This is a genomic window from Protofrankia sp. CiP3, from assembly GCF_917627345.1.
GTDB lineage: Bacteria > Actinomycetota > Actinomycetes > Frankiales > Frankiaceae > Protofrankia.
In genome coordinates, this window is record NZ_CAKJTM010000040.1 from 24,259 (window position 1) to 46,110 (window position 21,852).

Sequence of the window (21,852 nt, forward strand, 5' to 3'; positions counted from 1 at the left end):
GGACAGTCCTGTTGCCAGAGCCTTCTAGAGGCTCCGGCAACAGGACGTTCGATCAGGGAGCGGCGGCCGGGCGGATGGATCGCGAGGCGGCGGAGGGAGGCGCCCTGTGTTGGGCGTCGACCGACGACAACGACGCGAGGCGCCGCCTGGACGCCGCGAGCCGGACAGTCCTATTGCCGGAGCCTCTAAGGATGGCGTGTTGTCCATGATTGACACCGACGACGCGGCGGGTGGTCCTGGCCAGGACCACCCGCACGATCTTTCCGATAGCGAGTCCACCAGTACCCGCTCCCCGCGCGTCGCAACAGCTGCGCAGCAGGAGTGTCCCGTCCTGTCCCTGCTCGCCGAGAATGACGATCTTGACCGGCTCGTGAGCGGCGCGCATCATGATCCGCACAGTATCCTCGGCGCCCATCCCCGTGGCGACTATACGATCGTGCGGGCGCTGCGGCCGGACGCGGTGAGCGTCGTCGTCCTCACCGAAGGTGAACGCTACGAATGTGCCCGGCTGCACAGCGGCGGGGTGTTCGCCGTGGCGCTGCCTACCGGCACAGTCCCCGACTACCGCCTCGAGGTCGGCTACTGCGACGCCACCCACGTCGTCGACGATCCCTACCGCTACCTGCCGACGCTCGGGGAGATGGACCGCCATCTCATCGGTGAGGGCCGCCACGAGCAGCTCTGGAAGGCACTCGGCGCGCGGGTACGGTGCTACCCGGGCGCGGCCGGTGAGATCAACGGAGTCGGTTTCGCCGTGTGGGCGCCGAACGCGCGGGGCGTCCGGGTCGTGGGTGACTTCGACTTCTGGGACGGCCGCGCCTACCCGATGCGCTCGCTGGGGGCGGCAGGCGTGTGGGAGCTGTTCGTGCCCGGTATCGGCGGCGGCTGCCGCTACAAGTACGAGATCCTCGGTTTCGACGGTGTCTGGCGGCAGAAGGCCGATCCCCTCGCGCTGCACACCGAGAACCCACCGGCCACGGCGAGCATCGTCTTCGAGTCCGACTACACCTGGGGCGATCAGGCATGGCTCACGCGCCGCCGCGAGACCCCGTGGCACGCCGCGCCGATGTCAGTCTACGAGGTGCACCTGGGGTCGTGGCGCAAGGGACTGTCCTACCGGGAACTCGCCGACGAGCTCGTGGGCCACGTGCGGGAGCTGGGGTTCACCCACGTCGAGCTGCTCCCGGTCGCTGAGCATCCCTTCGGCGGCTCGTGGGGCTACCAGGTGTCCGCCTACTATGCTCCGACGTCGCGCTTCGGTGACCCCGACGACTTCCGCCATCTCGTCGACCAGCTGCACCAGGCCGGCATCGGCGTCATCATGGACTGGGTTCCCGCGCACTTCCCCCGCGACGTCTGGGCGCTGGGCCGCTTCGACGGCACACCGCTGTACGAGCATCCCGATCCGCGGCGCGGCGAACAGCCCGACTGGGGAACCTACGTCTTCGACTTCGGGCGGCCCGAGGTACGCAACTTCCTGGTCGCGAACGCCGTGTACTGGTTCGAGGAATTCCACATAGACGGGCTGCGGGTCGACGCTGTCGCGTCCATGCTCTACCTCGACTACTCCAGGCCCGCCGACGGCTGGGTGGCCAATATCTACGGTGGCCGGGAGAATCTGGAAGCCGTGTCCTTCCTCCAGGAGACCAACGCCACGGTCTACCGGCGTGTCCCGGGCGCAGTCATGATTGCCGAGGAGTCGACGGCCTGGCCCGGTGTCACCCGGCCGACCCATCTCGGTGGCCTGGGTTTCGGCTTCAAATGGAACATGGGCTGGATGCACGACACGCTGGACTACCTTTCGCGGGCACCGGTGTTCCGTGCCTACCACCATCACCAGATGACCTTCTCCATGATGTACGCCTACTCGGAGAACTTCGTCCTGCCGCTCAGCCATGACGAGGTGGTGCACGGGAAGGGCTCCCTGCTCCAGAAGATGCCCGGTGACCGCTGGCAGCAGCTTGCCAGCCTGCGTGCGCTCTACGGGTACATGTGGGCGCACCCGGGCAAGCAGCTGCTGTTCATGGGTGGCGAGTTCGCCCAGGAGGCCGAGTGGTCGGAGGCGCGCTCGCTGGGCTGGTGGCACCTTGATGACGCCTGTCACCGCGGCGTGTCCACGCTGGTGACCGATCTCAACCGGATCTACCGTGCCACACCCGCCCTGTGGGAACGGGACACCTCTCCTGAGGGGTTCTCCTGGATCGACGCCAACGACGCCGAGAACAACGTGTTCTCATTCCTCCGCTGGGCTGGCGGCGGCTCGACATCCGCCGGCCGGCCGGCCGGTACGGTGCTCGCCTGCGTCACGAACTTCGCGGGTGTGCCGCATTCCAGCTACCAGCTCGGCCTGCCGTTCACCGGCCGCTGGCGCGAGGTCCTCAACACCGACGCCACCGACTACGTGGGCAGCGGTCTGGGGAACCTGGGCTCGGTGGTCGCCATCGATGCCGCCCATCATGGCCAGCCCGCATCCGTGCGGTTGACCCTGCCCGCGCTGGCCACCCTCTGGCTGGCCTACGAGTGCGACGGCCAGAACGGCCAGAACGGCCAGAGCTGACCGGGGAGAAGCGACCGGCCGGGTACGGACAGCTCCGCCACGCCACCCAACGCGGCGGAGCTGTCACAAATGGCAGGCGGAAGCTGGCAACGCCCACATCCTCAATGATCAGAAGAGGGCGGCTGACAGCGCGCGGCGCGCGGGCACGACGGCCGGCTCGGAATCGCCCAGTGCCTCGAACAGGCTGACCAGATGTGCTCGCGCACGTTCCCGCTCGTCGCCCACGGTCCGCCGGACAACGCCGACAAGCCGGGTCAGGCCCGTTTCGACCTCGCCCTTCGCAACCAGGACGTCGGCCAGCATGATGGCCGCCTCGACATCGTCGGGGTCAGCCGACAGCCGGGCGCGCAACCCGGTGACGTCGATCGTGGCCACCCGCTGGAAAAGCCCGACCCGGGCGAGCCCGAGCGTCGCATCCGCGTCGCCGGGGGCCTCGGCCAGCCGGCTGCGGTAGGCGTCGGCCGCGGCGTCGAGATCGCCCTTGGCCAGCGCCTCCTCAGCGGCGCTGTGGTGCGCGTCCGCTGCGGCCTCCGCCGGCCCGCCCGCCAGGCCCGCGGCCGCCTCGTCGACAAGTGCCAGCAGCTGGTCAAGCCACGCCCGGACCTCGGGCTCGGGAACCGCGCCGGTGAACTCACCGATGATCCGGCCACCGACGACCGCCTTGACCGCGGGGATCCCCTGGACGCCGGCGGCCTGGGCAAGCTGCGGGTTCGCGTCCACATCGACCTTCGCGAGCACCCAGCGCCCGCCGTCGGCCTCGGCCAGCCGCTCGAGTACGGGGCTGAGCTGCTTGCACGGGCCGCACCACGCCGCCCAGAAATCGACCACCACCGGGGTCTGCAAAGACCGTTGCAGGACCTCGGTCTCGAACGTCGCCTCGGTGACGTCCAGGACGACGGGCTGCCCCGCGGACCCGGCGCGGGCCGGGCCGGGCCGGGTGCTCGCGGCGCCCGCCGAGGATCGCGACGGCGCGGGTTTGGGGTCGAGCGGGACCGCGCCGGCAAAGCGGAGACTGGCGAGCTCGCTGGGAAGCCGTGGATCCCCGGCCGCTGCGTTTCTCGACCCCGGCGGTACTGATCGTGACGAACGGGACCCAGGTGACATGGTTGACCTCCGTGGCATGGCTCCATCGTTGCATCTGAACAGCGAAACCGGACATGGCCTACGTGGCAGGCGCCTACGATGCGTGCATGTCGTGATCCCAGTAGACCCGGGCACGCCGGACCGGCTCCACCGATCAGGCAAGAACCCTGGGACAGATAGTCATGTTCCCCGCCGCCCGCCCGGAGCCCCTGGGGGACGCGGGAGACCCGTCGGGGCATCGGCGGGGCCAGGCTCGGCCAGCCGCTGCTCGATCGAAGCGACCTTCGCCCGCAGCGCGTCCGTGACCCCGGGACGGATGTCGGCCTTGAGCACGAGGCTGACCCGGCCGGATCCGGCGGCAACCGCGTCCACCGCTCGTCGCACGACAGGCATGACCTCCTCCCACTCCCCCTCGACCGTGGTGAACATCGCGGTCGTCTCGTTGGGCAGGCCACTGGCACGCACTACCCGCACGGCTTCGGCGACCAGGCCGCCGACATCCTCACCCGTCCCGATCGGTGTCACGCTGAACGCCACAAGCATGGCTCACACCTACCACGCGGCCCGCGGGGGCCAGTCGCCCGGGTGCGTTGGGCACGCCACGAAAACCATGATCTCCCACTGGCCACTCCGCCAGAAAAATGCTACGGTCCGCGACATCATAAATCCACGGACGGCACAACCGAGGCTTCAACCAAACCCGGGACAACGCTCCCTGACGGCACGCCCTACCATTGCCCGCCGTGGAGTGGAAAACACGGGGCGACGAGGCATAGGTGGTTCCACGGACCCTCCTCGACGCGCTGACCAGCCTGGTGGTGGTGGTCGGTGCGGACGGTCGTGTGCTCGATGCCGGCGCCGCGGCCAGAACCTTTCTCGGTGAACGACTGGCCGGCGCGGAGCCGGTCCACCTCAAAGACCTGGCCGATCTGGTCGAGCCCTCGTCACAGGTCCGGCTGCGCGACGTCGTGCCGCGGGCGCTGGCCCGCGCCGGGCAGTGGCGCGGAAGCGTCGACCTCGTTGACGCCGCGGGCAACGTGGCGCCGTATCTGGTGTCGGTACGGGTCGACCCGTCCGGCGCAATAGTGATCGTCGCGAATGACACCGAGGACATCCGTGCCCGGGAGGCGGCCGAACGGGAGTCCCGGGCCACAGACGAGTTCATCGCACGGCTCGGCCACGAACTGCGCACCCCGCTCAACGCGGTGCTGGGCTTCGCCCAGCTGCTGGAGCTCGAACCACTGCCAGCGGAGCTGCACGAGGACGTGGAGCGCATCATCACCGGCGGCAGGCACATGCAGGCCCTCATCGACGACGTACTGGATCTGGCCCGGCTGCGGGCCGGGCGCGGGGACATCAACAAGGGGCCCGTCAACGTCCTGGAAATCGTCCAGGGCGTCGTCGAGCTGGTCGAACCGCTCGCGGAACAACGCGGCATCCGCCGTGTCATCTCGCCAGCCGAGCCGCTGGTCGCCGACGCTGACCGCCGCAGGCTGTGGCAGGTCCTGCTCAACCTGGTCGGCAACGCGTTGAAGTACGGGCGGGAGGGCGGCACCCTGCGGGTGGGTATCGTTCCCGTCACCGGAGCCCGGGTCCGGATCGAGGTCGAGGACGACGGCAACGGCCTCCCGCCCGAAGCCATGGACCGGTTGTTCCGGCCGTTTGAGCGCCTCGGAGCCGAACGAACCGGCGTCGAGGGCAGTGGACTGGGCCTTGCGCTGTCACACGCGCTGGTAACCGCGATGGGTGGTGTCCTGACCGCGGCAAGCCGTTTCGGGGTGGGCAGCGTCTTCGCGGTCGTTCTGGACACCATCGACGTCCGCTTCGACAGCGATGACGACTTCGACGGATACGAATACGGGCGGCACGGGCACGGGCACGACGATTACGACGGATTCGCTCCGGTGCCGGCCGTCCCGGCCGCACGAGCGGGCTCGGCGTCGCGGCCCGCCGGCCATCTCCGCGTCGTGCACATCAGCGGTGATCCCGCGACCAGAACAATGGTCACCCATGTACTGCGCAACTCCCTCGGCGCGGACACCGTCACGGTGCCGCGGGCCGCTCTCGCCCTCGACGCCGTCCGGCGGGCCCGGCCGGCGCTGGTGCTGCTGGACAGGGAGCTACCGGACAGCAGCGCCGAAGACCTGCTCAGAACGCTCGCGGCGGACCCTCGGGCGGGACGGATACCCGCGGTCGTGCTCACCATGGACGACGACCCACGGGAGCTCGTGCGGCTACGGCAGGCTGGCGCCGTGGCCGTGGTGGGAGCGCCCCTGGACGTCGCCGCGATAATCGCCGCGGCTGGTCACCTCACCGCCGCGGACCCGGCGCGCTGAGCCCTCAGCCCGTTCCCAGGGCGGCGACGACCCGGTCGGCGGCCGTGTAGGGATCTATCCGGCCAGCGGTGACCTGCGCGGCGAGGCCATCGATCAGGTCGCCGCCGCGCAGGTCACCCATGCGCCGCCGAAGCGCGGTGAGCGCGATCTGCTCGATCTCGTCAGCGGCCCGCCGCCGGCGGCGGGCATCAAGGACGCCGTGTCCGACCATCCAGGCACGATGATCAGCGATCGCCGCCACCACCTCGGCGATGCCCTCTCCGCGTGCGGCCACGGTCTTGCGGACCGGCGGCCGCCACTCCTGCCCGGAGGCCGCCGGTCCGGTAAGCGCAATCATGTTCTTGAGCTCACGGTACGTGTGTTCCGCGCCGTCGCGGTCAGCCTTGTTGACCACGAGGATGTCGGCGATCTCAAGGATGCCGGCCTTCGCGGCCTGGACGCCGTCACCCATCCCCGGCGCCAGCAGCACCAGCGTGCAGTCGGCCAGCGACGCGATGTCGACCTCGGCCTGGCCCACCCCCACCGTCTCGACGAGCACCACGTCGAAACCAGCCGCGTCGAGCACCCGCAACGCCTGTGGAGCCGCCCAGGACAGCCCGCCCAGCTGCCCACGTGAGGCCAGTGACCGGATGTAGACCCCCGGATCGGTGGCATGCTCCTGCATCCGCACCCGGTCGCCGAGCAGCGCGCCACCGGTGAACGGCGACGACGGGTCGATGGCCAGCACGCCGACCCGCAGGCCGCGCGCTCGAAACGCGGCCACGAGCGCGGACGTCGAGGTCGACTTGCCCACCCCGGGGGAGCCGGTAAGGCCGATCACCTGTGCGTGGCCGGCTCGTGGCGCGAGCAGGGCCATGATTTCCCGGAGCTGCCCGGCCGCATCCTCGACCAACGAGATCAACCGCGCGACCGCCCGCGGATTACCGGCGGCCGCCGCATCCACCAGATCGGCGGCGGAGGCGGTACGCGGCCGGGCCGGGGCCGGGACCGCTGGCGCCGAAGCCGGGATCACGCCGGGACGCGCAGGATGAGGGCATCTCCCTGACCACCGCCGCCGCACAGTCCGGCGGCGCCGGTACCGCCGCCGCGGCGACGCAGCTCAAGGGCGAGCGTGAGGGCGATCCGGGTACCGGACATGCCGACCGGATGGCCGAGGGCGATCGCGCCACCGTTGACGTTGGTGATCTCCGGGCCAATACCAAGATCGCGCATGGCCTGGATGCCCACCGCGGCGAACGCTTCGTTGATCTCATAAAGATCTACATCCGCGGGGGTCAGGCCCTCCTTGCGCAGCGCCGCCGAGATCGCGTTGGCCGGCTGCACCTGCAGCGAGGTGTCCGGGCCGGCGACGAAGCCGTGGTGGCCGACCTCGGCGAGCACCGGCAGCCCGAGCTCGGCGGCCTTCGCCCGGCTCATGACGACGACCGCCGCCGCGCCGTCAGAGATCTGTGACGCCGAACCGGCCGTGATCGTGCCGTCGGCGGCGAAGGCGGGACGCAGTTTCGCCAGGGACTCGGAGGTGGTGTCACCGCGGACCCCCTCGTCCTGGCCGACGGACACCGGATCGCCGCGCCGCTGCGGTACCTCGACCGGGACGACCTCGTCATCGAACAGGCCGTTCTTGATGGCGGCGGCGGCCCGCTGGTGCGAGCGGGCGGCGAACTCGTCCTGCTCGGCCCGGCCGATCCCCAGCCCCGCATTGTACCGCTCGGTGCCCAGCCCCATCACCACCTGATCGAACGCGCAGAACAGAGCGTCGTGGGCGGTGGCGTCCACCAGTTCGGCGTTGCCGTAACGGACGCCCTCGCGCAGGGACGACAACAGGTGCGGCGCGCGTGTCATCGACTCCATGCCACCGGCGACGACGACGTCGAACTCGCCGCTCGCGATGTAGGTGTCGGCCAGCGCGATCGCGTCCAGACCGGAGAGGCAGACCTTGTTCACCGTGATCGCGGGCACGCTCATCGGGACTCCGCCCCGGACCGCGGCCTGCCGAGCGGTGATCTGGCCCTGGCCAGCCTGGATCACGTGACCCATGATCACATAATTGACCTGCTCGCCGCCAATGCCCGCGCGCGCCAGGGCGGCTTTGATCGCGAGCCCGCCGAGCTCGACGGCGGAGAAGGTCTTCAGAGCGCCGGACAGCTTGCCGATCGGAGTCCGCGCGCCGGCCACGATGACGGAACCAGGCATGGATGGCCTCCCGGGAGACGACTGCGTGTTCTGCAACAATAACGTGATCTTGCTTCAGATGCCCCCCGCGCGGCGCGGTGCGGGTATGGCAGCATCGCGGCATACCCGCGAGACATACCCGCGAGAGGGGAGCCGAGCCCGCGATGTTCACAAGAATCGATCATGTCGGCATTGCCGTCCGGGATCTGGACAAGGCCATCACGTGGTACGAGACGACCTTCGGGCTCACGGTGACCGCCGCGGAGACCAACGAGGAGCAGGGCGTCCGTGAGGCCATGCTCCTCGTGGCCGACGCCGCCCCGGGTGGCTCGTACGTGCAGCTGCTCGAGCCGATCCGGGCGGACTCCCCGGTCGGGAAGTTCCTCGCCCGCAACGGCGAGGGCGTCCACCACATCGGCTACGGCGTCGACGACGTCGAGAACGCCCTGGCCGCCATCGCCGAGCAGGGCGTCCGCCTGGTCGACAAGCGACCGAGACACGGTTCGATGGGCGCGAGCATCGCGTTCCTGCATCCGAAGGACACCGGCGGTGTCCTCACCGAACTGGTGCAGGCTGTCAAACACTGAGCACAGCAGACACTGAGCGCGGCAAACACCGGACGGAACGGGCCATGGAGGTCATGGTCCTGGGGTCCCCGTATCTCCGCAGCGCGGAAATACGGGTCAGGCGATCCCGCAGCCGGCGGTGAAGGGCGACTGTGCCGAGGCCAGGTCCACCGTGCTGCTTGTGGGCGAGCCGAGCGCGGTGAAGCCCGTGCTTATCAGCTCCCACGTCGTCGACGTCACCTGGTAGATCCTGTCCGTGGTCCGGTCACCCGCGGCGACCACGACTTTCCCGGCCTCACAACGGAACCCGTCACCGTGGGCGCCGTTGAGGCCAGCATGCAACGGACTGTTGCTCACGATCCGCAGCTGCCCGGTCTGCGTCAGTTTGGCCACACCGAAGTTCCTGGTACTGCCGTTGCTGTCGGTCTGGACGATCAGCTCGCCATACCCATCGGCGTCGATATCGAAGACCGACACACTCAGCGGTGACGCCACCGCCGGGAACGTCACCGAGGTTGACCCGAACAGGCTGAGCGCGACCACGACCGTGGTGTCGGACACGGTCGCCGGGTCGCTCTTGCCGTCACCGTCGACATCGCCGGCCGCCGCCGGCACGGACACCGGCGGCGGGAGCGCCGGAGAATGGACGTTGCTGGGCGTTCCGCTCGGACGGCTGGTCGATGCCGCCGACGGCGTCTCCTCCCCCTGGCCGCCGGGGCTGGTGGGCACCGCAGCGGTCTCCAATCGGCTCACCGACGCCGACGGCCGCCCCGCGCCGGTCCCGACCGTCCCGCCATGGCCCGGCGGTGTCACGGACCGGCGCGACAAGGTCACGTCAGGAGTCGTCTGGGTCAGCGGAGGCCGAGCCGGCTCGACCAGAGTGGCTGAGGTGCGGGGTTCGATCACCAGGTAGACAAGGCCGATCAGACCGGCCAGCGCCAGCCCGCCGACGGTCATCATTGGCATCCGCAGACGGCGCCGACGAATGACACCGGCGCGGATCCGGTGATAGCCCGCCGGGGAGGCCTGGACCGGCTCCACCGCCTCGGTCAGGAGACGACGCAGCTCGTCGGGTTCGAGCGCGGTCACCGCAGGCCCTCCAGCTTGCTGCCGAGCGCGGTCAGCCCGCGGGACGTGTACGCCTTGACCGACCCGACGCTGCACTTCATGACCGCGGCCGCATCCGCCTCGGAAAGGTCCGCGTAGTAGCGCAGGACCACGGCCTCGCGCTGCCGCCGCGGCAGCTCCCGCAGGGCCTGCACGACCGCGGCACGCTCGACCAGGGTGTAGGCACCCTCCTCGGCGCTGGCCGCGTCCGGCATGGGCTTGGGTGCGTGCTTGAGCGCCACCAGCCGCCGCCGCAGCGTTGAACGGGCAAGGTTGACCACCGTCTGCCGCAGGTAGGCAAGCGCCTTGTCCCTGTCCTCCAGCCGCCCCCAGGCGGCGTGGACCCGAATGTAGGCGTCCTGGACAACCTCTTCGCACAGCCCGACGTCATCCAACAGGAGTGCGGCGAGGCGGACCAACGACCGGTAGTGTTCTGCGTACAGAGCGGTCAGTGCGGCGTCGGCATCCCGCGCGACCTGGCTGCGAGCGGCGTCGCTCCGCGCAGGCACGGGCCGCCACCCCTCCACTACTGTCATGGGCGCGGTCACGCCAAGTCAGACGCGCTCCTGCCCCTAATGGTTGCTCTCAGGTTGTATCGCTTCCAGCGCGGGCGCACACCCCCAACCGCGCGACTTGTAGGCATACCCGTCGGTAGCATCTGCCCGACATTGCCGGATGACGTTTGGGAGGCCAATCGTGAAGGAAATTGTCGAAGCGATTCTCGTCGGCGAGACCTCCGAGGCAGCGTTCGCCGCCCTGCCCGTACCCGAGACCTACCGGGGTGCGGTGATCCGCAAGGATGAGGTCAACCTCTTCACCGGGCTCGCGTCCAGGGACAAGGACCCTCGGCGCTCCCTGCACATCGACGAGGTCGCGACCCCTGAGCTCGGTCCGGGTGAGGCGCTGGTCGCCGTGATGGCCTCCGCGATCAACTACAACACCGTCTGGACGTCGATCTTCGAGCCGCTCCCGACGTTCGGTTTCCTGGAACGCTACGGCCGGTCCTCCCCGCTCGGCAAGCGCCATGACCTGCCCTACCACGTGGTCGGCTCCGATCTCGCCGGTGTTGTGCTGCGGACCGGCCCCGGGGTGCACATGTGGTCCCCCGGCGACGAGGTGGTCGCCCACTGCCTGTCGGTCGAGCTGGAGCGGCCGGAAGGCCACGACGACACCATGCTCGACCCCGAGCAGCGCATCTGGGGCTTCGAGACCAACTTCGGCGGGCTCGCGGAGCTTGCCCTGGTCAAGGCCAACCAGCTGATGCCGAAGCCCGCGCACCTGAGCTGGGAGGAGGCCGCCGCCCCCGGTCTGGTGAACTCCACCGCCTACCGTCAGCTGATCTCCCACAACGGCGCCAACATGAAGCAAGGCGACGTGGTGCTGATCTGGGGCGCGAGTGGCGGCCTCGGCTCCTACGCCACACAGATGGCGCTGAACGGCGGGGCGATCCCGGTCTGCGTCGTCTCCTCCCCCCAGAAAGCCGAGATCGTCCGTCGCATGGGCGCCGACCTGGTAATCGACCGGGCCGCCGAGGACTACCGATTCTGGGCCGACGAGCACACCCAGAACCCCAAGGAGTGGCAACGTCTCGGCAAGAAGATCCGCCAACTCACCGGTGGGGAGGATCCTGACATCGTCTTCGAACACCCCGGCCGGGAGACCTTCGGCGCGTCCGTCTACGTCACCCGGCGCGGCGGAACGATCGCGACCTGCGCGTCCACGAGTGGCTTCATGCACTCCTACGACAACCGCTACCTGTGGATGAACCTGAAGAAAATCGTCGGTTCGCACTTCGCGAACTACCGCGAGGCTTGGGAGGCCAACCGGCTGATCGCCAAGGGGCTCATCCACCCGACCCTGTCCCGTGTCTACCCGCTCGCCGAGACCGGCCAGGCCGCCTTCGACGTTCACCGAAACCTCCACCAGGGCAAGGTCGGGGTACTCTGCCTCGCGCCGGAGGAAGGTCTCGGTGTCCGCGACGCCGCCACCCGCGAGCGTCACCTTGCCGCGATCAACCGATTCCGCGGCGTGTAGGACCGGTCATCCCGGCATCGGGAGCGGCGAGGGTGCGGTCTGGCCCATGCCGATGGCAGACCTGCCACCGCACCTCCCGGTGGCAGGTCTGGCACTCTGATGTCCTATGAGCGAGCAGACCGATCTCATCCCGATGTCTGACGGCACGGACGCCTCGCCGGACTTCGATCTGGTTCGTCGCGGTTACGACCCACATCAGGTCAAGGCGCACGTCAACTGGCTCGTCGAACAGCTGCGCGAGGCGGAGTCGCATCGGGCGGCCGCCGAGGCCGCGGCGTCCGAGGCCGCCTCCGAAGCCGCCGCGGCACGTGATGATCTCGCAGCCAACCGGCCCGCGTGGGAGGAGTTCGGCGATCGGATCACCCAGATCCTCCAGCTCGCGGAGGAGGAGGCCGCCGCGGTACGGGCCGAGCGGACGCGGGAGGCCGAGGTCGCGCTCCAGGAGGCCGAGCGGGTACACGCCGATGCGCGGCGGACCCATGAGCGGATGGTCCAGGAAGCCGGGGCGGCCGCTCAGGCGATGATCTCAGCGGCGCAGGCCGAAGCGGAGGACATCCTCTCCGGGGCACGTACCGCCGCCGCCGCGGCCGAGGAGGAGTCCCGCCGCCGGCTGGCTGATCTCGGCCGGCAGCGGGACCAGGTGACCGCCCAGCTCGGTCAGCTGCGCGACCGGCTGGCCGCGGCCATGGCCCCACTGGACCTCGGCTCGTCCTCGTCGTCGCCAGTAGGCGGCGACGACACGGCGGCTATCCGTTCCTGAAGCGTCCACGCCGTTCATATAAGAGCGCCCGAGGATAGGGCTGTCCGGCCGGCTCCCCGCATCCCGCCCGGCCGCGTTGTCCTCAGTCGGCGCCCACCACCAGGGCGCCTTCCTCCGCCGCCTTGCCGGACCGTGCGCGGATGAGCCGCTCACTGATCGAACGCCCTATCCTCGGGCGCTCTCGTTCATACGGCTTGTACATTTCATGCGGTTTATTGCCGTATTGTCCGTACAGTCCATGTTGCTCGCTTCTGCGCCCCCGATCTCACAGACCCGGCGGGATACGCCGGTCACGACGGGTCCAGCAGGCTGTGTGCCAGTGCCTGCGATCAGCGATGTGATCGTCGCGCCAGCAGACGACGTGCGGAGTGGCTGGCAGGATCTCCTGCTCGCAGCCGGGGCAGCGGTAGTACTTGCGCGCGGCCGCGCCGCTGATCCGGCGCACAATCCAGTCCCCGTCCGCGCGTTGTTCGATCGTCTCGGCTCCGACGACGGGCAGGATGGGCGAGCTGGGCGGTCGCTCCGGCCGCGCGCGCCGCGACCGTCTGCCAGTCACCGCGGCCGCGGCGCCGACGGGCTTTGCGGGCGGCGGAACCGCGCTGTGCGGGGGCGTGACGCGCTCGGGTCCGCGTCGGGTGCGAGCGTCTGGTTGACGACTTCACCCTCGACGATGCGATGCGGGTCGTTCCCCGCTGCGGCGCTCCGGCGGGAGCCGGCAAACCGGTCAATGGTCGACTCGGCGAGCGTCCGGGCCAGTTTCACCCGCCGGATCATCCCTCGCGGTGACGACAACGCGGCGGACGCACCAATCATGATCTGGAAAGTCCGGTCGCTGCCACGCCAGTGCTCGCGCAGGATGGCCTCGCCCGCGCCCAGCTGCAGGCGACGGAACGCGAAAGCCATGAGCGCGATGTCGTCGAACTGACCCACCACGGGAACCAGGTTCGTCAGCCGGTTGCGTGGTGAGGCCAGATAGGCCAGCGACGCCGCCGCCTCCATCTTGGCCGCCTGCGGCACCCTCGGATCAACGAGAACCCGCCGCAGCATCACCGCGAGATCGGGCACGAACGTCACGATCTCGCGGCCGACCTCCCGCGCGGCGTCCTTGTCCAGCGAGACCATGTGGCTTCCTCCGAAACGACGGCGGGACCAGACCAGCCATGCCGGTGCCCGGCCCAGACAAACATGCAGTCCGGCGCCATCGTAGGCGACGAAACGAACCAACCAGGACCGTTCCCCCGTCCCCTCGCTCCCTCGCCGGGTCAGTAGACGCGGAAGCCGCGCCGGGTCTTACGGCCGAGATAACCAGCCTTGACAAGGTGTTCGAGCAGCGGCGCCGGGGCGTAACCGGGCTCCCGGAACTCCAGGTACAGCGTGCGCACGATGGCGAGCGTCACGTCCAGTCCGACGACGTCGGCGAGTTCGAACGGCCCCATCGGATGCGCGCAGCCGACCTTCATCGCCGTGTCGATGGCATCGACGTCCGCGTAGTGCGCCTCCAGCATCTTCACGGCGTCGTTGAGATAGGGGAACAGCAGGGCATTGACAATGAACCCGGCACGGTCCGCACAGCGCACCGGGTGCTTGCCCGCCGCCCGCGCCACCTGGGCAACCGTCGCGGTGACGTCGTCAGCGGTCAGAACGGTCGGCACGATCTCCACCAGCCGCATCACCTGGGCCGGGTTGAACCAGTGCATCCCCACCACGTCCTGGGGCCGCGAGGTGGCGGTCGCACATTCGATCACCGGCAGGGAGGACGTGGTGGTCGCGATGATCGCCCCGGGCCGGATGACCGCGTCGATCTCGGCGAACAGCGCTCGCTTGACCGCGAGGTCCTCCACGACCGCCTCGATGACGAGGTCGCAGTCGGCAAGCGCGGAAAGGTCGGTGGTGCCCCGCACCCGGGCCAGCGTCGCGGCCCGGTCGTCCGAGGAGATCCTGCCCTTGGCGACGCCCTTGTCCAGGGAGCGCTCGAGGTTCTTGCGGACACCAGCGAGCTTCTCCTCGCCCCGGGCACGGAAGATCACGTCATAGCCGTGACGGGCGCAGACCTCGATGATCCCGCCGGCCATGGTTCCGGTACCGATGACACCGATCGTGCGCACCGGCCTGACGGCCGCGCCCGATCGCCCGGAATCGGACGAGGCCACGGCGTCCGGCGTGACGGCGTCGACGATCTGGGAGGAGTCGGGCGCCGCGTAGGTGTAGAACCCCCGACCGGTCTTGCGGCCGAGCATCCCGGCCGTGACCAGCTGCTTGAGCAGCGGCGCCGGGGCATGCAGGTGGTCCCGGGACGTATGGTAGATCGAATCGAGGATCTCGTAGGCGGAGTCGAGGCCGATGAGGTCCAGCAACGCCAGTGGGCCCATCGGATGACCGCAGCCCAGCCGCATGGCCGCGTCGATGTCCTCCCTGGTGGCGTAGTGCGCCTCCAGCATCCGCACGGCGTTGTTGAGGTACCCGAACAACAGGGCGTTGGCGATGAAGCCGGCCCTGTCCCCGGCGACCACCGCGGTCTTGCCGACCTTCGCGACCAGCGCTTCCAGATCCTCCAGCGCGGCGGGGTCGGTGACCACCGTTCGGATGATCTCCACGAGGCCCATCACCGGCGCCGGGTTGAACCAGTGCGTGCCAATCACCCGCGACGGCCGGGAGGTGCCGGCGGCCAGTTCGGTGACCGACAGCGAGCTCGTGTTCGTAGCGATGATCGTGCCGGACGGGCACAGCCTGTCCAGCTCCGCGAGGACCGCCCGCTTGTCCTCGATCCGCTCGGGCACCGCCTCAACGACCAGCCGGCACTGCGCCACGGCCGTCAGGTCGGTGCCGGCGTGGATCCGGTCGAACAGGGCGTCCCGGTCGGCCTCGGTCAGCTTGCCGCGACTGACCGCCCGCTCGGTGGAATGCCGGATGTGGTCGAGCCCCCGGGCAAGTGTCTCGCCATCGAGCTCCACCCCCACCACCTCGATGCCGGCACGCGCCAGCACCTCGGTGATCCCCGCGCCCATGGTGCCGAGCCCGACAACTCCGACCTTCGTGAAGTCCTGAGCCACGTCGGCCACCCCTCTCGTCGCTGTACCTGTGCCCGCCGCCGGTGCGCGAAATACTTCCAGAACTTTGGCGCACAAGCCGACGAGCGCCGCTCGAAGCGGCAGCTGTCAGCGGAGCGAGAGACACCCTCCATACGCAGGCTGTTCACGCGCCCAGCCGGCCCCACGCGCCGCTCAGCCCCCACCAGGCATGGCCGCCACACTTCACCAAAATGTACCATTTCACTACTTTTGAGCGTAGGGAATGACACATTCCCGCCGATCCCGTCAGCGGGAGGCCAACGGCCGCGCCTTCGCCCGCGATGCCCGCCACACCGGCGGCTCCGATGATCGATATCGATCGTTGCTCCCGGCCATCAGGGCCGGCAAAGAAGATCGCGACAGAGCCGCCGGCCCAACGGCGCGAGGGTCAGGAAGGGCGATGACAGCGTGCAGCCGAGCACCGCGGCGGCCGCGTCGACGCCGGCCAGCTGATCACGCACAGCTTCCCATGGGGCGTCACTCAGCAACCCCGCCACCGGTAGCGGGCATGCCGCCAGCACCCAGCCGCGGTCGACCACCACAAAACCGCCGCACATTCCCTCCAGCGCCCGCGCCGCGGTCATCATGTCCTGGTCAGTGACTCCGATGATGGCCAGATCGCCGGGAGCCACGCTGGTGGTCATCGCGATCGCACCCTGGCGCAGGCCAACCCCACGGATGAAACCGACCCGGGTCGCGGCGGCTCGGTCCGCCTGTCGCGCAATCATGGCAATCTTGATCACGTCATGCCCGGGATCAGCCACCACCTGACCGGTGCCATCGCCGGTACGAGCAGGTCGAACCTTGATGATCTTGATATCGGGAGCGCTGCCCGCGGCGGCGCTCACCTGTACACCGTCAACCATGCCGGCCGTCGCGGCCGCCACGGCGGTGAACGAGCCGCTGTGCAGGCCAGCCGGCAGGGCCATCCGTTCCCGGCTCCACTCAGGGACAGCATCGAGATTGTCGAACAGCGGACGGCCGCGCTCGGCGGCCATCCGCCCGCTGGCGAGGACGATCTCCGGTGCTCTGGGTCCCGCGATGTCAGTGACGATCTGGACGTCGGCCAGCCGTGCCGGCGCAAGCGATCCGAGCAGGTGCTCCAGGCCGTACCGGCGGGCCGGGCCGAGAGTCACCGCCCGGATGGCGGTCATCGGCTCCGCACCGGCCTCGACCATGTGGTGGACAATCCGGTCAAGGTGACCGTGCTCGGCAATGTCAGCGATCTGCCATGCCCCGGCGAGTTCCACGGGGGCGTCGGGCGGTGGCGGCTCGGCGGGTCCGATCCGGGGAACGGCCTGCGGGGGCAGCCGCATCCCGGCGTTCGGGAGGCTGGCGCCGCCAGCTGCCGGAGAGGTCCTGGCAAGCAGCCGCACCGGGGTCCCCGAAGCGGTCACGAGCCGCGTACCGCGCGGTCCGCACAGGGCGGCGGGCAGGTCCGCGTCCACAAACAGGGTGACCGTCCCGCGGGGCACGACGAGACGGGCGAGCTCGCCGGGCGTCAGCAACGTCTGTTCCAACCGGACGCCCGGGTCGACGTAGGCCGGCAACAGGTAACGACCGGACGCGTCCAGGGTACGGCGGGCACGCAGCGCCCCGGGGCGTGTCACCGCGGCGATGAATTTACCGACGATGAGCAGGTCACGATGCCGCAGCTCACCAGCCTGGACGACAGCGACCATGCCACCGCGGACGGCCAGGTCCGCTTCCTGGGTACCGTTCGCGACCCGCCGCAGACGCTCACGTTCCCCCGCTGTCGGAGCCAGCTGGGGGGATACCGCAACGGTGCCGAAGCGCCCAGCGCGGACCGGAGGCTCGGCACGGGCCGTCCCACCAGCCGGTGTCATCCACACCGGTGCCGCGTCGGGCGAGCGGAGCACAGGCCCGGACGCGGGCCGCGCCCGTTCGCGGTCACGCTCGGCAATCATACAACCTCCGAAAACCCAGTTCTGGCGAGCCCGGCCCAGGGTGTATCTGAATGGATCATCGATTTTCTTGGTCATCGCCCACATCGACCACCACCCGTCAGGCACGCCGTAGTGGTCGCCGCCGGAAGTTCGCCCAGGGCCTGCCGGCGCCAGACGGCGCCTCGCATCGTTGTCGCCGGTCGCCCCCCAGCACCTCCGGTGACCCCCTTCTCGGCCTCGCGACGCACGTGCCCCAGCCCCGCTTCTTGATCCACGCCCCTGTTGCCGTGCGCTCTTAGCGGTATGGCCGCATCACTCTGCTGCCAGTCAGACCGATCGCGCCCATGAACCCGCGGCTTGTAACTCTTCCGTAACCAAATGGTCCCGAACGGACACAACCCGAGGCCCTTCCCCGGCAGACCGGCCACCGTGCGCATGAAAAAACAACCGTGCGTATTAAGAGGCTCCGGCAAGAGGAGTCTCCGGCTCGCGCCGCCCAGGTGGCCCCTGGTCGTGTTCTGGGCCACACCGGTACAACTCATCCGGTATCGGTGTGGCCCACAGCCTTACCAGGAACCGCCTGGACGCGGCTCCCTGATCGAACGACGACCGCCGAAACACGCCGTAAGCTTCCAGCTGTGCTGCTGAGCCCGCATGAGCAGGAACGGCTGCTGATCCATGTCGCGGCCGGGCTTGCCCGGGAGCGACGAGCCCGCGGTCTACGGCTCAACCATCCCGAGGCAACCGCCATTCTCACGTCCTTCCTCCTGGAGGGCGCGCGTGACGGGCGCACGGTCGCCGATCTGATGACGGCCGGCCGCGGTGTGCTCACCCGCGAGGATGTCATGGACGGAGTCCCCGAGATGCTCGCCGAGGTCCAGGTCGAGGCGACCTTCCCGGACGGCACCAAACTGGTGACCGTCCACCAGCCGATCCCATGAGTGCCCCCGGGACTCCGGCTTCCCGGGCCCCGGCCGGCGTCCGGCCGGGCGAGGTCCGCCACGGCGACGACCCGGTTGAGATCAACCCAGGGCGCCCCGTGCTGACGCTGCGGGTCCGCAACCTCGGTGACCGTCCCGTGCAGGTCGGGTCGCATTATCACTTCACCGCGGCCAACCCCGCGCTGGAGTTCGATCGGAACGCCGCCTGGGGGCACCGGCTCGCCGTTCCCGCCGGCACCGCCGTCCGCTTCGAGCCCGGTGTGGAACGCGAGGTGGAGCTGGTACCGCTCGCCGGCCGCCGGATCGTGCCGGGTCTGCGCACCGAATCGGCCGGCCCGCTGGATCCGGCCGCGCCGGACAGCGCGAAGCCGATCAGGACAGGGCCGGGCCACGCGGGGACGGCCGGCGCGGGGACGGAAGCGGGGACGGCGCTGGGGACGGATCAGTGAACAGGTATCTGGACCGCGCCCGTTACGCCGACCTGTACGGTCCCACCGTCGGTGACCGCATCCGCCTGGCGGACACCGGCCTGTTCATCGAGGTGACCGAGGACCGCAGCCGCGGGCCGGCCGGCACCGGCACCGGCGACGAGGCGGTGTTCGGCGGCGGCAAGGTGATCCGGGAGTCCATGGGGCAGGCCCGAGCCTCGCGTGCCGAAGGCACCCCCGATCTGGTCATCACTGGCGCGGTCGTGCTGGATCACTGGGGCGTGGTCAAGGCCGACGTCGGCATCCGGGACGGCCGGATCGTCGCGCTCGGCAAGGCCGGCAACCCCGACACCATGGACGGGGTCCATCCCGGTCTGGTCATCGGGCCGGGCACGGAGATCCTCGCCGGCAACGGGAAGATCCTCACCGCGGGCGCGGTGGACTGTCACGTCCACCTGATCTGCCCGCAGCAGGTCCCCGAAGCCCTCGGCGCCGGCATCACCACGCTGATCGGCGGCGGGACCGGCCCAGCCGAGGGAACCAAGGCCACCACCGTCACCCCCGGCCCGTGGAACCTCGCCCGGATGCTGTCCGCGATGGACACCGTGCCGATGAACGTCGTCCTGCTCGGGAAGGGCAACACCGTCGGCGAGGCCGCGCTGTGGGAACAGCTGCGCGCCGGTGCCGCCGGCTTCAAACTGCACGAGGACTGGGGGTCGACCCCGGCCGCGATCGACACCTGCCTGCGGGTCGCGGACGCCGCCGGGGTGCAGGTGGCGCTGCATTCCGACACCCTCAACGAGGCCGGTTTCGTCGAGGACACGCTCGCCGCGATCGCGGGGCGAGCCATCCACGCCTACCACACCGAGGGTGCCGGGGGTGGGCACGCCCCGGACATCATCACCGTGGCCGCGGCACCGAACGTGCTGCCGAGCTCAACGAACCCGACCCGGCCGCACACGGTCAACACCCTCGACGAGCACCTCGACATGCTCATGGTCTGCCATCACCTGAACCCGGCCGTGCCCGAGGACCTGGCCTTCGCCGAAAGCCGGATCCGGCCGTCGACCATCGCAGCCGAGGACGTGCTGCACGACCTCGGCGCCATCTCGATGATCGGCTCGGACTCACAGGCCATGGGCCGTATCGGCGAGGTCGTGCTGCGCACCTGGCAGACCGCGCACGTGATGAAGGCGCGGCGCGGCGCCCTGCCCGGGGACGGGCCCGCGGACAACGCCCGCGCCCGGCGCTATGTCGCCAAGTACACGATCTGCCCGGCGGTGGCGCACGGCCTGGACCGCGAGATCGGCTCGGTGGAACCGGGCAAACTCGCCGACCTCGTCCTCTACGACCCGGCGTTCTTCGGTGTCCGGCCGTCGGTCGTCATCAAGGGTGGGTTCGTGGTGTGGGCGGCGATGGGCGACGCCAACGCGTCCATCCCGACTCCACAGCCGGTGCTGCCGCGTCCGATGTGGGGGGCAGCGCCCGGCCCGGCGGCGGCGGCATCGCTGACCTTCGTCGCCCCGGCCGCCCTCGACGACGGCCTGCCGCGGCGGCTCGGCCTGGCCAAGGCGATGGTCGCCGTCGCCGACGTGCGCCAGCGCGGTAAGGCCGACCTGCCCGAGAACAGCGCGACCCCCGACATCCGGGTCGCCCCGGACACGTTCACCGTGACCATCGACGGGGAGGCCATCGAAGCCGCACCCGTGACCGAGCTCCCGATGGCCCAGCGCTACTTCCTCTTCTGACCGGAACGCGGCAGTGCGTTCACAGCTTCCGCATCAAGGACGACTCGTCTCACGATCGCGTCCCGGCCGGGCGCCTCCATTCCTGCTCCGTTCTGCCGCGCTTTTACGGATAAAAGGCTACCGGCTCGGTCGGAGCAGCCCCCTTATCCGGTTCCTTGAGATCGATCGTTTCCTTGAGGATGACCACAGCCTTGTTTAATGGCGCCCCCGAAAGGGATTCCCGCCAGGCAATATTCCCACTCGCCCCGCCGAATTCGGCCTGATTTCTCAGCGCGTCACCAATGGCCTGCCACGAGAAGCTTTTCTGGCCAAGGCTTTGCCCTGCACTCAGGTAGACGTTGACGGCGTCGAAATACAGCAGCGCCTGCTCGTCAAGCGAGGCGTCAACACCCACCGAGTCTTTACAGAGCCAGCTGTATAGGTCGATATTAGTGGATAGTTGGTCACACGGCTTGGCGCCGTGATTTCCAGGATCCGCGAACGAAACGTAGTAGAATGTGAGCGCCGAGTCGGTGTTGCGGTTGCGCGAGTCGGCCATGAGAACAGTGATATCATCATCAGCCACGATCGTGGGATACTGGCCGCGACCGAAAGAATCGAATGCATTACAATCGTGCACAATCTCGTGGCGCAGATTCTTGAAGTCGTCGCTGCGGCCGTCGAAAAAGACGATACCTGGATATGGAGTTTCCGAGGTTTTTCCATCGGGCCAGTGACACAACTGCGTGGCAACCTGGTTGATGCTCGCATCCTTCGGGTCCTTGGATACACCACTCATTGCTTGGTAGGGAATCGTCTTATGTACAGCGATTCCATTCGTGGGTAAATTTTCCTGGAGATCATGGGTGAGATCAGACGGATACAGGTCGTTGGTGTCGTTCGAGGTGAGGATGACTGCGCTGGGCTGGACTCCCTTTGGTACGAGGAATTTCTTCGCGTACGTAGCCATGGCTGCGGCTTCTGACCGGTCCTGCGGCCCGATCTGAAAATAGGGGGCGGTCCGGTGGTCGTCGGCCAGACTGTCGAGGGAGAGAGTTGGCGCGACGGTGGGGATTCCCAACGTCGCCAGCGTGTCAACCAGGGCGACCGTATCGGTGCGGCTCTGCTCAGGGCCGACGACGCCGATAATGTGCCGAGGGTTCCCA

The 21,852-nt window shown here is 69.2% G+C and carries 19 protein-coding genes; 8 read left to right on the plus strand and 11 right to left on the minus strand.

What is annotated here, in order from left to right:
- Positions 1 to 205: 205 nt before the first annotated feature.
- The gene (gene glgB, locus MJ797_RS14935; RefSeq protein WP_239335231.1) at positions 206 to 2,557 is read left to right on the plus strand and encodes a 1,4-alpha-glucan branching protein GlgB; all 2,352 of its coding nucleotides are present in this window, start codon (positions 206 to 208) and stop codon (positions 2,555 to 2,557) included.
- 108 nt (positions 2,558 to 2,665) lie between these two features.
- Here glgB and MJ797_RS14940 read toward each other — a convergent pair whose 3' ends face one another.
- Together MJ797_RS14940 and MJ797_RS14945 are read right to left on the minus strand one after the other, a co-directional pair.
- The gene (locus MJ797_RS14940) at positions 2,666 to 3,661 is read right to left on the minus strand and encodes a tetratricopeptide repeat protein (RefSeq protein ID WP_239335233.1); all 996 of its coding nucleotides are present in this window, start codon (positions 3,659 to 3,661) and stop codon (positions 2,666 to 2,668) included.
- 159 nt (positions 3,662 to 3,820) lie between these two features.
- Entirely contained in the window at positions 3,821 to 4,183 is a 363-nt protein-coding gene (locus tag MJ797_RS14945) for a thiamine-binding protein (RefSeq protein WP_239335235.1), read from the minus strand.
- Positions 4,184 to 4,416: 233 nt separating this feature from the next.
- Here MJ797_RS14945 and MJ797_RS14950 point away from each other — a divergent pair, with 233 nt between their 5' ends.
- A complete protein-coding gene (locus MJ797_RS14950; protein ID WP_239335237.1) occupies positions 4,417 to 5,976 on the plus strand; it encodes an ATP-binding protein in 1,560 nt (519 codons plus the stop codon).
- Positions 5,977 to 5,980: 4 nt separating this feature from the next.
- Here the strand turns inward: MJ797_RS14950 and meaB are convergent, their stop codons facing one another.
- Together meaB and MJ797_RS14960 are read right to left on the minus strand one after the other, a co-directional pair.
- Complete coding sequence (gene meaB / locus MJ797_RS14955) at positions 5,981 to 6,922, minus strand: methylmalonyl Co-A mutase-associated GTPase MeaB (protein WP_374582279.1); 942 nt, start codon at positions 6,920 to 6,922, stop codon at positions 5,981 to 5,983.
- A 62-nt stretch (positions 6,923 to 6,984) separates the two neighbouring features.
- Complete coding sequence (locus MJ797_RS14960) at positions 6,985 to 8,169, minus strand: acetyl-CoA C-acetyltransferase (RefSeq protein ID WP_239335239.1); 1,185 nt, start codon at positions 8,167 to 8,169, stop codon at positions 6,985 to 6,987.
- A 143-nt stretch (positions 8,170 to 8,312) separates the two neighbouring features.
- Between MJ797_RS14960 and mce the strand changes: the two genes are divergently transcribed.
- Positions 8,313 to 8,735, plus strand: a complete 423-nt coding sequence (gene mce, locus MJ797_RS14965; RefSeq protein ID WP_239335241.1) for a methylmalonyl-CoA epimerase — start codon at positions 8,313 to 8,315, stop codon at positions 8,733 to 8,735.
- 96 nt (positions 8,736 to 8,831) lie between these two features.
- Here the strand turns inward: mce and MJ797_RS14970 are convergent, their stop codons facing one another.
- Together MJ797_RS14970 and MJ797_RS14975 are read right to left on the minus strand one after the other, a co-directional pair.
- Positions 8,832 to 9,803, minus strand: coding sequence for a VCBS repeat-containing protein (locus MJ797_RS14970; protein ID WP_239335243.1), 972 nt, complete (start codon positions 9,801 to 9,803; stop codon positions 8,832 to 8,834).
- Complete coding sequence (locus tag MJ797_RS14975; RefSeq protein ID WP_308128324.1) at positions 9,800 to 10,357, minus strand: SigE family RNA polymerase sigma factor; 558 nt, start codon at positions 10,355 to 10,357, stop codon at positions 9,800 to 9,802. Before MJ797_RS14975 ends, MJ797_RS14970 begins: the two co-directional genes overlap by 4 nt.
- Positions 10,358 to 10,517: 160 nt before the next feature.
- On the opposite strand from MJ797_RS14975, the gene ccrA reads away from it, so the two are divergent.
- Both ccrA and MJ797_RS14985 read left to right on the plus strand, forming a co-directional pair.
- The gene (gene ccrA, locus MJ797_RS14980; RefSeq protein ID WP_239335247.1) at positions 10,518 to 11,855 is read left to right on the plus strand and encodes a crotonyl-CoA carboxylase/reductase; all 1,338 of its coding nucleotides are present in this window, start codon (positions 10,518 to 10,520) and stop codon (positions 11,853 to 11,855) included.
- 106 nt (positions 11,856 to 11,961) lie between these two features.
- A complete protein-coding gene (locus MJ797_RS14985; RefSeq protein WP_239335248.1) occupies positions 11,962 to 12,615 on the plus strand; it encodes a sugar-binding protein in 654 nt (217 codons plus the stop codon).
- 265 nt (positions 12,616 to 12,880) lie between these two features.
- Here the strand turns inward: MJ797_RS14985 and MJ797_RS14990 are convergent, their stop codons facing one another.
- From MJ797_RS14990 to MJ797_RS15005, 4 genes are all read right to left on the minus strand, one after another.
- Positions 12,881 to 13,171, minus strand: a complete 291-nt coding sequence (locus MJ797_RS14990; protein WP_239335249.1) for a hypothetical protein — start codon at positions 13,169 to 13,171, stop codon at positions 12,881 to 12,883.
- The gene (locus MJ797_RS14995; RefSeq protein WP_239335250.1) at positions 13,168 to 13,737 is read right to left on the minus strand and encodes a DUF1232 domain-containing protein; all 570 of its coding nucleotides are present in this window, start codon (positions 13,735 to 13,737) and stop codon (positions 13,168 to 13,170) included. The genes MJ797_RS14990 and MJ797_RS14995 overlap by 4 nt, the downstream gene beginning before the upstream one ends.
- A gap of 140 nt (positions 13,738 to 13,877) precedes the next feature.
- Positions 13,878 to 15,665 carry a 3-hydroxyacyl-CoA dehydrogenase family protein gene (locus tag MJ797_RS15000; RefSeq protein WP_255738985.1) on the minus strand — a complete coding sequence of 596 codons (1,788 nt, stop codon included), beginning with the start codon at positions 15,663 to 15,665 and terminating at the stop codon, positions 13,878 to 13,880.
- Between the two features lie 353 nt (positions 15,666 to 16,018).
- The gene (locus tag MJ797_RS15005; RefSeq protein ID WP_239335251.1) at positions 16,019 to 17,611 is read right to left on the minus strand and encodes an adenine deaminase C-terminal domain-containing protein; all 1,593 of its coding nucleotides are present in this window, start codon (positions 17,609 to 17,611) and stop codon (positions 16,019 to 16,021) included.
- A 617-nt stretch (positions 17,612 to 18,228) separates the two neighbouring features.
- On the opposite strand from MJ797_RS15005, the gene MJ797_RS15010 reads away from it, so the two are divergent.
- From MJ797_RS15010 to MJ797_RS15020, 3 genes are read left to right on the plus strand one after another with little or no spacing between them, the layout of a single operon-like run.
- Positions 18,229 to 18,531 (plus strand): urease subunit gamma, encoded by a 303-nt coding sequence (locus tag MJ797_RS15010; protein ID WP_239308550.1) that lies wholly within the window; start codon positions 18,229 to 18,231, stop codon positions 18,529 to 18,531.
- Positions 18,528 to 18,980, plus strand: coding sequence for an urease subunit beta (locus MJ797_RS15015; RefSeq protein ID WP_239335252.1), 453 nt, complete (start codon positions 18,528 to 18,530; stop codon positions 18,978 to 18,980). Before MJ797_RS15010 ends, MJ797_RS15015 begins: the two co-directional genes overlap by 4 nt.
- Positions 18,977 to 20,707 carry an urease subunit alpha gene (locus MJ797_RS15020; RefSeq protein WP_239335253.1) on the plus strand — a complete coding sequence of 577 codons (1,731 nt, stop codon included), beginning with the start codon at positions 18,977 to 18,979 and terminating at the stop codon, positions 20,705 to 20,707. The genes MJ797_RS15015 and MJ797_RS15020 overlap by 4 nt, the downstream gene beginning before the upstream one ends.
- Before the next feature lie 103 nt (positions 20,708 to 20,810).
- Here MJ797_RS15020 and MJ797_RS15025 read toward each other — a convergent pair.
- A partial coding sequence (locus tag MJ797_RS15025; protein WP_239335254.1) for an ABC transporter substrate-binding protein occupies positions 20,811 to 21,852 on the minus strand: 1,042 nt, incomplete at its 5' end.

Excerpts from the sequence above, each read along its gene's own strand:
- glgB (WP_239335231.1), top strand. The coding sequence starts at position 206 with ATGATTGACACCGACGACGCGGCGGGTGGTCCTGGCCAGGACCACCCG.
- MJ797_RS14940 (WP_239335233.1), bottom strand. The coding sequence starts at position 3,661 with ATGTCACCTGGGTCCCGTTCGTCACGATCAGTACCGCCGGGGTCGAGA.
- MJ797_RS14945 (WP_239335235.1), bottom strand. The coding sequence starts at position 4,183 with ATGCTTGTGGCGTTCAGCGTGACACCGATCGGGACGGGTGAGGATGTC.
- MJ797_RS14960 (WP_239335239.1), bottom strand. The coding sequence starts at position 8,169 with ATGCCTGGTTCCGTCATCGTGGCCGGCGCGCGGACTCCGATCGGCAAG.
- mce (WP_239335241.1), top strand. The coding sequence starts at position 8,313 with ATGTTCACAAGAATCGATCATGTCGGCATTGCCGTCCGGGATCTGGAC.
- MJ797_RS14975 (WP_308128324.1), bottom strand. The coding sequence starts at position 10,357 with ATGACAGTAGTGGAGGGGTGGCGGCCCGTGCCTGCGCGGAGCGACGCC.
- MJ797_RS14985 (WP_239335248.1), top strand. The coding sequence starts at position 11,962 with ATGAGCGAGCAGACCGATCTCATCCCGATGTCTGACGGCACGGACGCC.
- MJ797_RS14995 (WP_239335250.1), bottom strand. The coding sequence starts at position 13,737 with ATGGTCTCGCTGGACAAGGACGCCGCGCGGGAGGTCGGCCGCGAGATC.
- MJ797_RS15005 (WP_239335251.1), bottom strand. The coding sequence starts at position 17,611 with ATGATTGCCGAGCGTGACCGCGAACGGGCGCGGCCCGCGTCCGGGCCT.
- MJ797_RS15015 (WP_239335252.1), top strand. The coding sequence starts at position 18,528 with ATGAGTGCCCCCGGGACTCCGGCTTCCCGGGCCCCGGCCGGCGTCCGG.